The 13,418-nt window shown below is 67.2% G+C and carries 10 protein-coding genes; 5 read left to right on the top strand and 5 right to left on the bottom strand.

The window, feature by feature from the left end; all coding sequences use genetic code 11:
- Nucleotides 1-71: 71 nt before the first annotated feature.
- Entirely contained in the window at nucleotides 72-2,375 is a 2,304-nt protein-coding gene (locus ACJMK0_RS06875; RefSeq protein WP_405236777.1) for an EAL domain-containing protein, read from the bottom strand.
- A gap of 251 nt (nucleotides 2,376-2,626) precedes the next feature.
- Between ACJMK0_RS06875 and ACJMK0_RS06870 the strand changes: the two genes are divergently transcribed.
- The 3 genes from ACJMK0_RS06870 to ACJMK0_RS06860 all read left to right on the top strand — a co-directional run bounded on the left by ACJMK0_RS06870 (nucleotide 2,627) and on the right by ACJMK0_RS06860 (nucleotide 5,170).
- Nucleotides 2,627-3,277: a protein-L-isoaspartate O-methyltransferase family protein gene (locus ACJMK0_RS06870; protein WP_405236775.1), complete on the top strand. Its 651-nt coding sequence runs from the start codon at nucleotides 2,627-2,629 to the stop codon at nucleotides 3,275-3,277.
- 41 nt (nucleotides 3,278-3,318) lie between these two features.
- Nucleotides 3,319-3,639 (top strand): rhodanese-like domain-containing protein, encoded by a 321-nt coding sequence (locus ACJMK0_RS06865; protein ID WP_405236773.1) that lies wholly within the window; start codon nucleotides 3,319-3,321, stop codon nucleotides 3,637-3,639.
- A gap of 127 nt (nucleotides 3,640-3,766) precedes the next feature.
- Nucleotides 3,767-5,170, top strand: a complete 1,404-nt coding sequence (locus ACJMK0_RS06860; RefSeq protein WP_405236771.1) for a TolC family outer membrane protein — start codon at nucleotides 3,767-3,769, stop codon at nucleotides 5,168-5,170.
- Between the two features lie 12 nt (nucleotides 5,171-5,182).
- Here ACJMK0_RS06860 and waaA read toward each other — a convergent pair whose 3' ends face one another.
- From waaA to ACJMK0_RS06840, 4 genes are all read right to left on the bottom strand, one after another.
- Nucleotides 5,183-6,460, bottom strand: a complete 1,278-nt coding sequence (gene waaA, locus ACJMK0_RS06855) for a lipid IV(A) 3-deoxy-D-manno-octulosonic acid transferase (protein WP_405236770.1) — start codon at nucleotides 6,458-6,460, stop codon at nucleotides 5,183-5,185.
- Between the two features lie 16 nt (nucleotides 6,461-6,476).
- Nucleotides 6,477-7,937 carry a bifunctional D-glycero-beta-D-manno-heptose-7-phosphate kinase/D-glycero-beta-D-manno-heptose 1-phosphate adenylyltransferase HldE gene (hldE, locus tag ACJMK0_RS06850; protein WP_405236769.1) on the bottom strand — a complete coding sequence of 487 codons (1,461 nt, stop codon included), beginning with the start codon at nucleotides 7,935-7,937 and terminating at the stop codon, nucleotides 6,477-6,479.
- A 32-nt stretch (nucleotides 7,938-7,969) separates the two neighbouring features.
- A complete protein-coding gene (locus ACJMK0_RS06845) occupies nucleotides 7,970-8,677 on the bottom strand; it encodes a TSCPD domain-containing protein (RefSeq protein WP_405236767.1) in 708 nt (235 codons plus the stop codon).
- A 62-nt stretch (nucleotides 8,678-8,739) separates the two neighbouring features.
- Complete coding sequence (locus tag ACJMK0_RS06840; protein WP_405236765.1) at nucleotides 8,740-10,869, bottom strand: adenosylcobalamin-dependent ribonucleoside-diphosphate reductase; 2,130 nt, start codon at nucleotides 10,867-10,869, stop codon at nucleotides 8,740-8,742.
- 513 nt (nucleotides 10,870-11,382) lie between these two features.
- Here ACJMK0_RS06840 and ACJMK0_RS06835 point away from each other — a divergent pair.
- A complete protein-coding gene (locus ACJMK0_RS06835; RefSeq protein ID WP_405236763.1) occupies nucleotides 11,383-11,826 on the top strand; it encodes an Hsp20/alpha crystallin family protein in 444 nt (147 codons plus the stop codon).
- Nucleotides 11,827-12,043: 217 nt separating this feature from the next.
- Nucleotides 12,044-13,393, top strand: a complete 1,350-nt coding sequence (locus tag ACJMK0_RS06830) for a DegQ family serine endoprotease (protein WP_405236761.1) — start codon at nucleotides 12,044-12,046, stop codon at nucleotides 13,391-13,393.
- Nucleotides 13,394-13,418: the final 25 nt, after the last annotated feature.

The raw sequence follows: 13,418 nt of genomic DNA, 5'->3' as shown, positions 1-13,418 counted from the left end.
GGACCCGGCGGTTTTTTTTATGGTGCCGGACACCGAAACTTCAGAAAGTCACGAAAGTTGCGAAAGTTGGATTAGTTCGGTCCGGCACCCAGGAGGCGGGGGCGGTCGATCAGGTAGCCCTGGGCGAAGTCCACGCCCATCTCGCGCAGCATGTCGAAGTCGCCCTGCTCTTCCACCTGCTCGGCCACGGTGCGGAAGTTCATCTTCCGCGCGAGCTTGATCATCGCGCTCACCATCTCCTGATTGACCGGGTCGCGGCCGAGGTGGCGGGTGAAGCTGCCGTCGATCTTCAGATAATCGATGGGCAGATGCTTCAGGTTGGAGAAGGCGCCGAGGCCGCTGCCGAAATCGTCCAGCGCAAACTTGCAGCCCATGCCGTGCAAGACCTCGATGAAGCGCTGGGCCTCGCGCGGCTCCATGATCAGCGCCGCCTCCGTCATCTCGAAGCAGATCCGGGCCGGGGCGACGCTCGTGCGGTCCAGCGACTCGACGACGAACTCCAGAAAATCCGCGTCGCCCAGCGTCTGGCCTGAAAGGTTGATGATGCAGCTGCGTCCGGCCGGAACCCGGATGTCGCCGGCGGCGATGGCGGTCAGCGTCGCGCTGACCACCCAGCGGTCGATCCGCGGCATCAGGTGATACTGCTCTGCCGCCGGCAGGAAGTCCTTCGGCGACTCCGTCCTGCCCTGGGCGTCCTGGAAACGCAGCAGCACCTCCATCGCCGGCCCGGATTCGCGCTCCGCGTCGAGCGCGATGATGGGCTGGGTCGCCAGCACGAAACCACCGTTGGACAGCGCGTCCTGCAGGCGTCGCAGCCACTGGATCTCGCCGCGCTCGCGCGCCGCCGCCTCATCCGCCGAGGAGTACACGTGCACCTGGCCGCGCCCCTGCTGCTTCGCCATGTAGCAGGCGGAATCCGCGGCGGCCAGCATGTCCTGCACCGAGCCGCTGTCGGGTCCCAGCTCGACGATGCCGACGCTGACGCCGATGGTGAAGATGCGGTCCTGCCACACGAAGCGGTGATCGGCCACTGCCTGCACCACGTCGCCGGCGATCTGACGGGCCTTCTCCAGCGGGCAGCCCATCAGCAGCATGCCGAACTCGTCGCCGCCGATGCGGGCGACGGAATCCGAGTCGCGCACCTGATCCTTGATCAGCGACGCCACCTCGCGCAGCAGCGCGTCCCCCGCCATGTGCCCGCAGGTATCGTTCACCGCCTTGAAGCGATCCAGGTCCATGTAGCAGAGGACGTGGTTCGCCTTCTCGCGGCGCGCATTGTCGATGGCCTCCTCCAGCCGCCGCTCGAGCTCGCGCCGGTTGATGAGGCCGGTCAGCGCATCGTGCGCCGCCTGATAGCTCATCTGCCGTGTGAGCCCCCGCATCTCGCTCACGTCGTGGAATACCACCACCACGCCCCGGATCTCCCCGTCCCCGGCGCGGATGGGCGAGGCGGTCAGCTCGACGGAATGCTCGTGTTCGTCGTCGCGACCCACCATCAGCGCCCGCCGTCCCATGTTGACCCGCTGGCGCATGGACAGACACCGCTCCACCGGGTCGCCGAGGGATCGTTTGTCGAGTTCGTCGATCAGCTGCATGATCTCGCCGAACGGCCGACCCTCGGACTCGTCCCGGGTGTAGCCGGTGAGCAGCTCGGCCTCGCCGTTCATGTAATCGATGCGGCCCCGGGTATCGGTGGTGATCACGCCGTCGCCGATGGACTCGATGACGGCCAGGGCCTGTCGGCTGTCGCCGTGCAGCCCCGCATCGCTCTCCCGGCGATGACTGATGTCGCGGCCCACCGTGAGCACGAGCTGGCGGTCGCCCCACTCCACCACCGCCATGCCGGCTTCCACCCACATGCCCTGCTCCCCGCCGTTGATGAGCTGCATCTCCAGCGTCTGGGGCCCGATCTCGCCGGCGAGCAGCCGGCTGACGGTGCGCCGGAACAGCGCCCGGAAAGCCGGACGCACCAGGTCGCTGACCGGCCGCCCCTGCAGTTGCTCGGCCTCCAGTCCCACGAGCCGCGCCGCGGACTCGTTGGCGAGCTGCACGCGGTCGTCGTGCAGCAGCACCACTTCGGGCATCGTGCGCACCAGCCGCCGCAGCCCGCGGTCGCGTTCGAACACGGCCTCGTCCTTCTCGGCGAGTGCATCGAACAGGCGGTTCAGCGAGCGCCCGAGGGGACCCAGCACAGGGTCGTCCGCGGGACGCAGCCGGCGCCCCACCGCGGCATCCGCAGACACCTCGACGATCTCCTGGTTGAGCCGCCGCAGCCGTTCGTGAAAACGCCGCCGCAGCACGATGAGCAGTATGGCCAGCACCACTACCGCCGGCACCAGGATGGTGACGGCGACGATCAGTGCGGTTTGCGGCATGGTTCGCTCATCGGTCCCCGGCTCCAGGACAGTGCAGGGTTAAAATTCTTGTTCTTTCAAGAGCCTAGACTCTCGGCACGACAAGCATAGCCTAATCCGTATCGGCACGGCCGACCAATTCACCATAACGCCCGCCGGATCGTCCCGCAGCATGCTTGTCAGCCTTCTGTAAACTCCGTAACCTCATCCGCCGTCCTGCCGCTTGCGGCCCATCGAGCAGTTGCCACAGATATCAAACACGGATATCGAAAATGGATATCGAGATCGCACGGGAACAGATGATCGACCAGCAGATCCGCGCCTGGGACGTGCTGCAGCCCCGGGTCCTCCGGATCCTGGGCGAGATCCCCCGCGAGCGCTTCGTGCCCGAGGCCTGGTCGAGCCTGGCGTTCGCCGACACCGAGATCCCCCTCGCCCACGGTGAGAACATGATGGCGCCGAAGGTGGAGGGCCGGCTGCTGCAGGCACTGGAGATAGAGCCCGGCGACCGGGTACTGGAGATCGGCACGGGCACCGGCTTCCTCACCGCCTGCCTGGCGCGTCTGGGCGAACACGTGGTCAGCGTCGACTGTTATTCGGATTTCGTCGCCACCGCAGGCGACCGGCTGCGGGAGTCCGACATTGTCAATGCCGAACTCCTGACCATGGACGCCATGCAGGAGCTGCCGGCCGGCGAGTTCGACGCCATCGCGGTGACCGGCTCGGTGCCCCGCTTCGAGCAGCGCTTCGCCGACGCGCTGGCCATGGACGGGCGCCTGTTCCTGGTGGTGGGCCAGGCACCGGTGATGGAGGCCCTCCTGATCACGCGCACCGGCGAGAACGAATGGAGCCGCGAGAGCCTGTTCGAGACCGTCCTGAAACCGCTGCGAAATGCGACGCCGCCGTCCGGGTTTCGCTTCTGACCCGCGGCGCGTCGGCCGCCGCTGACGAGGAAGTTCCTGCCATGGTGGAAGAGCTGAGGCCGGCCGAACTGGTCGCACGCATTCGCGCCGGCGAGGACTGGCAGGTGCTGGACGTGCGCGAGCCGTGGGAACTCGGCATAGTGTCGCTTGCCGACGCCGTCGCCATCCCGATGAACCAGGTACCGAACCGCCACCGCGAACTGGATCAGGAGCGGCCGCTGGCCGTACTCTGCCACGGCGGCATGCGCAGCTACCGCGTGGCCGCGTGGCTGCAGGAACACGGCTTCCGACGGGTGGTGAACGTGGCCGGAGGCATCGATGCCTGGGCGACGGAGGTGGACCTGTCGATGCCCCGCTACTGAGCGGAGGTCGATGTCCTGCTACTGAGCGGGCTCACTGCCCCGCTATTGAGAGACGCCGGAAACCGGTGCTATAGTGATATAGCTGACTAAAACACCTGTCCCGCACGACGAGGATACGAAGAGAACGATGGATATCCGCAGATTCAGGCTGCTCCTGCCGCTGGCCGCCCTTTTCGCCGCCTTGCCCGCCGGGGCGGAGTCCCTGCTGGAGGTCTACCAGCGCGCGCTGCAGAGCGACCCGCTCATCCGCGAGGCGGAGGCCAATCGCAGGGCGACGGAAGAGGCCGTACCCCAGGCCCGCGGACTGCTGCTGCCCCAGCTTTCGGCCTCGGCCAGCGAGAGCCGGGGCACGGCCGAGGGCGCGTCCGCGTTCCAGCAGGTGTCGCCGACGGGCGAGACCATCACCGTTACCAGTGACTTCCAGGACGAGAGCATCGAGACCACCCAGTGGCAGATCGAGCTGCGCCAGACCGTGTTCCGGTGGGACCAGTTCGTCGGCCTGAAGCAGGCGGGCAAGCAGGTGGCCCGCGCCGAGGCGGACTTCGAGGCGGCCCAGCAGGACCTGATCGTCCGGGTGGCGAACCGCTATTTCGAAGTGCTCGCCGCGGAAGACGCGCTGGAGGCCGCACAGGCCAGCAAGCGTGCCATCGACCGGCAGCTGGAGCAGGCGCAGCAGCGCTTCGAGGTGGGTCTGATCGCCATCACCGACGTGCAGGAAGCCCAGGCCGCCTACGACCAGGCCATCGCCGACGAAATCGCCGCCAAGCGCCAGCTCGCCTCGTCGCGTGAGTTCCTGCGCGAAATCACCGGCGAGTATCTGAAAGACCTGGAGACCCCGGGCCAGCAGCTCACCCTGGAGACGCCGGACCCGGCGGAAGAGGACGACTGGGTGAACACCGCTTTCGAGCAGAATCTGGCCCTGATCGCGGCGCGGCTGAACGCCGAGATCGCGAGCCAGGAGATCGACTCCCGCCGTTCCGGTCATTATCCCACCCTGGACCTCGTCGCCACGCGCAGCGACTTCGACCGGGAGTTCGAGCGCTCCAACGAGGGCGGGCCGTTCAACGATGTCTTCAACAACCAGACCTCCGACAGCATCGCTCTGGAGTTCCGCATCCCGCTGTTCTCCGGCGGCAGGACCTCGGCGCAGGTGCGCGAGGCGGTCCACCTGCATCGCGCAGCGAGGGAACAGCTGCAGCGCGTGGCACGGGAGACGGAACGCCAGGCCAGGGACGCCTACCTGGGCGTGCTGGCGGAGATTTCGAGAGTGAAGGCCCTGCGCCAGGCCCTCTCGTCAGCGAAGACGGCGCTGGAGGCGACGGAGGCCGGCTTCGAGGTGGGAACCCGCACCACCGTGGACGTGCTCGACGCCCAGCAGCAGGTCTTCTCGGCCCGCACCAACTACCGCCGTGCGCGCTACGACTACCTCCTGAACGTGCTCAGGCTGAAGCAGGCGGCCGGCATCCTGCGCATCCAGGATCTGGAAGACATCGACGCCATCCTCGTGCCCCGGAGCGAGATGGGCGACTGACGCCGGTCCGGTTCAGCCGTTACTGAACCGCCGGGTGAGGGGCTCCAGCAGCTCGAGCAGGCTCCTGAGCGAGCCCCTGTTGTCCAGCAGCAGCCGTCGGGCGCGTTCCCCCATCTGCCGACGCGCCGCCTCGTCGGCGAACAGCTGCTCCAGCGCGGCGGCGAGTTCCGCCTCGTCCGTGACCACCCGGGAGGCGCCCCGCTCCGCAAACATGGCGGCGATGTCCTCGGCATTGAACAGGTGCGGGCCGGTCAGGATGGGCAGCCCGAGCGAAGCCGGCTCCAGCAGGTTATGCCCGCCGATGGGCACCAGACTGCCGGCGACGAAGGCGATGTCCGACGCGGCATAGAACAGGGGCAGTTCGCCCATCGTGTCGCCCAGGAAGACCCGTGTCTCGGCGCTGCAGCGCTCGCCGCCCGTGCGGCTGACGAAATCGAGGTCCTGCTCCCGGACCATGTCGGCGACGGCGGGAAAGCGTTCGGGATGCCGCGGAACGAGCATCAGCAAGGCGTCCGGTACGGCTGCAAGCAGCCGCCGGTGGGCGGCCAGGACGATCTCCTCCTCGCCCGCGTGGGTGCTCGCCGCGATCCAGACGCTGCGGCCGGGGAAATGCTCCGCCGCAAACTCCCGTCCCCGGGCCGCCAGGCTCTCGTCGATCTCCACGTCGAACTTGATATTGCCGGTCACGAAGGTGCGCGCCGGGGCCGCCCCCAGGTCGCGGAAGCGTTGCGCGTCCTGCTCGCTCTGGGCGGCGATGATGATGCCGTGGGACAGCGCCTCCCGGAACAGCGGCGTCAGGTGGCGGTAGCGGGCCACCGAGCGAGGGGAGATCCGCGCGCTGGCCAGCACCAGCGGGACCCGGCGACGGCCGCACTCGGCGTACAGGTTCGGCCAGAGTTCGGTCTCGATGATCACGGCCAGCTCCGGACGGACGCGGTCGAAGAAGCGGCGCACCGCGCCCGGCGTCTCGAACGGCGCGAAGCAGTGCACCACCTCGTCGCCGAACAGGCGGTGCACCCGCTCGGCGCCGGTGGGAGTCACGGTGGTGACCACCACGGCCCGGGACGGGAACCGGTCCTTCAGCGCCTTGATCAGCGGCGCGGCGGCCTGCACCTCGCCCACGGAGACGGCATGGATCCAGACCGACCCCGAACGGATGTCCGGGAAGCCGATGCCGAAGCGCTGGCCGAGCCGGTCGTGATAGCCCTTGCGGGTGAAGCCGCGCCAGAGCCAGAAGAGGAAGACGAACGGCGTGGCCAGGTAGACCAGCAGCTGGTAGGCGAATCTCACCGTCGCGCTTCCGGCCTCAGGGCAGGCCGCGGATGGAGTCGATGATGCGGGAGCTGGACCGACCCTCACGGAACGCGAGCACACGCACCTCGCCGCCGGCCGCGAGCACGGCCGGTCCGCCCGCGATCTCCTCCGGCCGATAATCGCCGCCCTTCACCAGCACCTCGGGCAGCACGGCCTCGATCAGGCGGGCGGGCGTCTCCTCGGCGAAGGGCACCACCCAGTCGACGGCCGCCAGCCCGGCGAGTACCGCCATCCGGTCTTCCACCGGATTCACGGGCCGGCCCTCTCCCTTCAGCCGGCGCACGGAGTCATCCGTGTTGACGGCCACCACCAGCCGGTCGCCCAGCGACTTGGCTTCCTCCAGATAGGTGACGTGGCCGGCATGCAGGATGTCGAAGCAGCCGTTGGTCATCACGATCCGCTCGCCCCGGCTGCGCGCCTCGGTTACGAACTCGAGCAGCGCCGCCTCGTCCACCATGCCGCGGCCGCCCTTGCCGCGCCGGTGCAGCGCCACCCTGAGCTCGGACGGGGTGACGCCGGCCACGCCGATCTTGCGCACCACCAGCCCGGCCGCGAGATTGGCCAGCGCCGCCGCCTCGCCCAGCGTGGAGCCGGCCGCCATCGCGGCACCGAGCGTGGCGATGACCGTGTCGCCCGCGCCGGTCACGTCGAAGACCTCCCGGGCCTCGGTCGACAGGAACAGAGCTTCCCCGCTGCGCTCCACCACCAGCATGCCGCGCTCGCTGCGGGTGATCACCAGCGCCTCCAGATCGAGTTCGTCGAGCATGAGCCGGGCGCGGCGCAGCAGATCTTCGTCGTCCCGGGCCGCGCCGGCCACCGCCTCGAACTCCGCCTGATTCGGCGTGAGCAAAGTGGCGCCCCGGTAACGCACGAAGTCGGTCCCCTTCGGATCGACCAGCACCGGCACGCCGGCGTCGCGGGCGGCAGCGATCAGCTGGCCCACCTCGTGCAGTGCTCCCTTGGCGTAATCCGAGAGGATCACCAGACCGGCACCCTGCAGCGCCGCGGCGAACGGTTCCCGCACCGAGACGGCCACCCCGGTCGCGGTCTCCTCACGGTCCAGACGGATCAGCTGCTGACCGCGCGAGAGTACCCGCAGCTTGGTGGTGGTCGGCGCCGCCGGCGAGACGGCGAAACGGCAATCGACGCCCCGCTCCGTCAGCAACGCCTCGAGGCGTCCGGCGGCCTCGTCGGCGCCAACGATCCCCACCAGCGCCGCGGGCGCGCCCAGCTCGGCCAGGTTCACCGCAACGTTGGCGGCGCCGCCCGGCCGCTCCTCGCCGTCGCGCACGTGCACCACCGGCACCGGCGCCTCCGGCGAGATGCGACCGGTGGCGCCGAACCAGTACTGGTCGAGCATGAGGTCCCCGGCCACGAGAAGACGGGCGCCGGAGAAGTCTGGTATCTGCAGGGTCACGAGCTTGCCGCCGGGGAAACCTCGGAAGCCCGGCATGTTAGCAAAGAGAGCGTCCCTTTACGCGGCGCTCAGCCGCACTTGGACTCGCCGCAGCTCAGACAGGTCATGCAGCCGTCCATCATGATGACGGCGGCCACGTTGCACTTGGCGCAGAGCTGCGCGCCCTCCGGGAACTCGCTCTCGGAGAAGGCGTCGGTCTGCGCCGCGCGCGCCTCGAACTCCGCCCGCTTCTCGGCGATCAGCTTCTGCTGGTGCTCGTCCGGGCCGGCCGGCTTCAGCAGGCCGATGGTGTTCAGGTGCTTCTCCACGATGTGGCCCAGCTCGGCGATGATGGAGGGCATGAACTTGCCGCCCGGCTGCCAGTAGCCGCCGCGGGGGTCGAACACGGCCTTAAGCTCGTCCACCAGGAAGGTCACGTCGCCGCCCTTGCGGAACACCGCGGAGATGATGCGGGTCAGCGCCACGATCCACTGGTAGTGGTCGAGGTTCTTCGAGTTGATGAAGATCTCGAACGGCCGGCGCTGCTCGTGGGGCGTGTCCTCGTTCAGCACGATGTCGTTGATGGTGACGTACATCGCGTGATCCGAGACCGGCGTCTTCACCTTGTAGGTGGAGCCGATCAGCACCTCCGGGCGCTCGAGCCGCTCGTGCATGCGGATGACGGTGGCGCCGTCGCCCTCCTGCTCCACCTCGTAGGCGCGCTTCTTCTCCGCCTTGTCCTCCGGCTTCTTCACGGTGTAGCCGACGATCTTCCTGTCTATCTTCTTTGCAGCCATTCTTCGCTTCCTCGTCAGGCCCCGCCGCGGCGGGACCGCATCAATCCTTGCCAGCTCCGCGCTCAGAACTTGCCGTAGTAGCCTTCCTTCAGCGCGTCGAACAGGTTCGCGGCGGTATGCATCTCGCCGTCGTACTCGATCTCCTCGTCGCCCTTCAGCTCCACCGTGCTGCCGTCATCCAGCTCGAAGACGTAGGTGGTGTTCTTCAGGTCCTGCTCCTTCACGAGCACGCCCTGGAAGGCCTCCGGATTGAAGCGGAAGGTGGTGCAGCCCTTCAGTCCCTGCTCGTAGGCGTAGAGGTAGATGTCCTTGAAATCCTCGTAGGGATACTCGGTGGGCACGTTCGCCGTCTTCGAGATGGACGAGTCCACCCACTTCTGCGCCGCCGCCTGGATGTCCACGTGCTGCTTCGGCGTCACGTCGTCCGAGGTAATGAAGTACTCGGGCAGCTTCTCCTCCGGCGCATCGGAATGCGGCATGGCCCGCGGGTTGATCAGCTCCCGGTAGGCGAGCAGCTCGAACGAGAACACGTCCACCTTCTCCTTGGACTTGCGACCCTCGCGGATGACGTTGCGGAAGTAATGGTGGGCGAAGCTCGGCTCGATGCCGTTGCTCGCATTGTTGGCCAGCGACAGCGAGATGGTGCCCGTCGGCGCAATCGAGCTGTGATGGGTGAAGCGGGCGCCCACCCGCTCCAGCTCCTGCACCAGCTCGGGGGCCTCGGCGGCGACCTTCTGCATGTAACGGCTGTAGCGCGCGTGCAGGACGCGGCCGGGCAGGCGATCGCCCGGGCGGATGCCGTCGGCGGCCATCTCGGGCCGCTTGCGCAGCATCTCCGGCGTCACCTCGAACTCCTCCTCCATAATCGGCGCCGGTCCCTTCTCGCGGGCGAGTTCCAGGCCGGTCTCCCAGCCCGAGATCGCGAGCTGCTTCGCCACCTTCTCGGTGAACTCCACGGAGCCCGGCTCGCCGTATTTCATGCCCATCATCGTGATGGTGGAGCCGAGCCCGAGGAAACCCATGCCGTGACGCCGCTTGCGCGTGATCTCGTTGCGCTGCTCGCCCAGCGGCAGGCCGTTGATCTCGACGACATTGTCCAGCATGCGGGTGAACACCTTCACCACCTCGCTGAACTCCTCCCAGTCGAAGCGCGCCTCGTCGGTGAACGGCGAGACCACGAACTTGGTCAGGTTGACCGAGCCGAGCAGGCACGAGCCGTAGGGCGGCAGTGGCTGCTCGCCGCAGGGGTTGGTGGCGCGGATGTTCTCCGTCCACCAGTTGTTGTTCATCTCGTTCACCCGGTCGACCAGCACGAAACCCGGTTCGGCGAAATCGTAGGTGGAGGCCATGATCATGTCCCACAGCCGCCGCGCGGGTACCGTCTTGTAGATGCGGCAGGCCACCAGCCCGCTCTCGTCCTGCACGTAGTCGCCGCCGCCGGGCCACTCCCGCCAGATGAACTGCTCCCGATCGGCGAGCTCGAGCTGGTCGTGCTCCGCCTCGTCCACCGACACGGGGAACGCGAGCTTCCAGTCCTGGTCGTCCTTCACCGCCTGCATGAATTCATCGGTGATCAGCAGCGACAGGTTGAACTGGCGCAGGCGGCCGTTCTCCCGCTTGGCGCGCACGAAATCCATCACGTCGGGGTGGCCCACGTCGAAGGTGCCCATCTGGGCGCCGCGGCGGCCGCCCGCCGACGACACCGTGAAGCACATCTTGTCGTAGATATCCATGAAGGACAGCGGACCGGAGGTGTAGGCACCGGCGCCCGTCACGTACGCGCCCTTCGGCCGCAGGGTGGAGAACTCGTAGCCGATGCCGCAGCCCGCCTTCAGCGTCAGGCCGGCTTCGTGCACCTTGTTCAGGATGTCGTCCATCGAATCCATGATGGTGCCAGACACCGTGCAGTTGATGGTGGAAGTGGCCGGCTTGTGGGCCTGGGCGCCCGCATTGGAGGTGATGCGACCGGCCGGGATGGCGCCGCTCCTGAGCGCCCACAGGAAGCGCTCGTACCAGTGTTCGCGACGGCCGGCCGGCTCAACGTCGGCCAGTGCGCGGGCCACCCGCTGGTAGGTGGCATCGACGGTGGCATCGATCTCCGTGCCGTCCTTGGCTTTCAGCCTGTATTTGGAATCCCAGATGTCGATAGACGCATCCTGGAAAGCGATTTCCGAGACTGCGGTCGGTGCCATCATCTCTGCCGGTTTCATCGTACGAGAACCCCCAAAAAGCCGAGCCGTCGGCCAAGTGCCTGAACGGCGGTATATTCTGTCAAATGCGGTGGCCAGAACACCGCATAAGAACCCCTCGGTATCCGACACGAGCGAGCCGGACACCTGCCCTGAAGCAAGGTTTATGCTTGTTTTGCGAGACACAAGATGTTGTGCCTGCGAGCCGTTAGATTAGGACCGTGAGGGGCCGCTGTCAAGGGAAAAACGGAAACTTTTTCCCCACTAAAAGCCTCTAAATATCAATAATTTAAAGAATTTACCGCAAAAAGCGCATTAAAATCCGGGTATTTTCTGCGCGCCGGGGTGTCATATTAGTGACACAATATCTTGTGCAACGCTCCAGGGCATCCCCAGGCGCTTCAACGGCGGCTTTCCGGCCGTCCGAACCACTTGAAAAGCCGCAGACCGGTCCGCATTTCGGCCTCATCGAACAGGAGCGGGCAGAGCGCCCGACAACCAACCAGGAGGTCGATTATGAGCCTTGTAACCTACGAACCCTGGAGCCTGGTGAACCGGCTCCACCGTGATCTGGACAAACTGATGGCGGGCCGCGTGCCGGCGGACCCGGAGAGTTCGTCCGCCGTCGCCGACTGGATCCCCGCCGTCGACATCAGCGAGGAGACCGACCGCTTCGTCCTCACCGCCGATGTCCCGGGCGTCGATCCCAAGGACATCGAGGTGAGCATGGAGAACGGGGTGCTCACGCTGAGCGGCAAGCGGGAGTTCAGCGACCGGGACGAGCGCAACGGCTACCGCCGCGTCGAGCGGGTCAGCGGCAGCTTCTTCCGCCGCTTCACGCTGCCGGAGACCGCGGATGCCGAGAGTATTACCGCGAAGAGCTCCCACGGCGTACTCGAGATCAGCATCCCGAAGCAGCCCAAGGTGATGCCGCGGCGCATCGACGTCACCGTCGAATGACGCCGGCGTCGGGCACGGCGATGCCCGGCCCGACGAGCGTATCTCGGACGGCGGAGGCCGGAACCAACCGGCCTCCGCCGTTGTCTTTGCTGGACGGGTCCCATCACGAGCGTTCATGATGGATTCAGCAGGTCGGGCCCAGAATCAACTGCAGTGGCCCGGACCGCATCGGCTGTGCCGTTCAGCGACATCCATTTCGCACAGAGGAACTCATCGCATGACAAGACGTAGCGTCCTGGCAACCCTCACCCTGGCGATCGGCCTGGCAGGCCCCGGCTGGGCCGCCCTGCCCCAGCTCGTGGATGACGAGAAGGTGCCGAGCCTCGCACCCCTCGTCCAGCGCGTCTCTCCCGCCGTCGTGAATATCCGCGTCAGCGCCACCGTCGAGATGCGCACGCCCTTCCACGACAACGACCCGTTCCGCCGCTTCTTCGGCGTGCCCGAGCAGCAGCCGCGCGAGCGTCGGATGCAGAGCGCGGGTTCCGGCGTGATCGTGGATGCGGACAACGGGTACATCATCACGAACCACCACGTGGTGAACGGCGCGGACGAGATCGAGATCACACTGTTCAACGACCGCACGCTGGACGCCGAGATCATCGGCTCCGACCCGGGCACGGACATCGCGATCCTGAAAGTCGAGGAAGACGGGCTCGTGGAGCTGCCCATCGGCGACTCCGACGTCCTCGAGGTCGGCGACTTCGTCATCGCCATCGGCAATCCGTTCGGGCTGCAGCACACGGTGACGTCGGGCATCGTCAGCGCGCTCGGACGCTTCGGGCTGAATCCGGACGGTTACGAGGATTTCATCCAGACGGATGCCTCGATCAACCCGGGTAACTCCGGCGGCGCGCTGGTGAACCTGCGCGGCGAGCTGGTCGGCATCAATTCGGCGATCATCTCTCGCACCGGCGGCAACGTCGGCATCGGCTTCGCCGTGCCCTCCAACATGGCCAACGCGATCATGCGCCAGATCCTGGAGTATGGCGAGGTACGACGCGGCCTGCTGGGCGTGCAGATCAGCACCGTCGATGAGGATACCGCCGACGCGCTGGGCCTCGACGACGTGCGCGGCGCGCTGGTCCAGTCCGTGAACCCGGGCTCCGCCGCCGAACAGGCGGGCATCCAGGTGGACGACATCATCGTCGAGGCGAACGGCGAGCCGATCGCGAGCGGCACGGAGCTGCGCAACACCATCGGCCTGCTACGCGCCGGCGACGAAGTGGAGATCCGCCTGCTGCGCGAGGGCCGTGAGCGGACCGTGACCGCCATCCTGGACGACCGCAACGCCATGATGAGCAGCGCCGGCGTGGACCTGCATCCCGGCCTCGAGGGCGCCGAGTTCGCGCCAGCGACAGGCCCCGACGCCAACGGCGTGGAGGTGGTCTCCGTCGAGGCCGGCAGCCCGGCGGCCCAGCGCGGCCTGCGGCCGGGCGACGTCATCGTCGAAGTCAATCGCAGCCCCGTCACCAACATGACGGAACTGCGCGAAGCGGTCGGTGACAGCCGGATCCTGTTCCTGAAAGTCATCCGCGGCGACCGCGTGCTGCTGCTGCAGATACGCTAGCGGCGTCCATCGCGACCGGGCCGGC

This window comes from Lentisalinibacter orientalis (genome assembly GCF_040706535.1).
GTDB classification, from domain to species: Bacteria; Pseudomonadota; Gammaproteobacteria; order Steroidobacterales; family Woeseiaceae; genus Lentisalinibacter; species Lentisalinibacter orientalis.
Note: the sequence above shows the minus strand (reverse complement) of the source record. Positions and strands in the feature narration are given on the sequence as shown.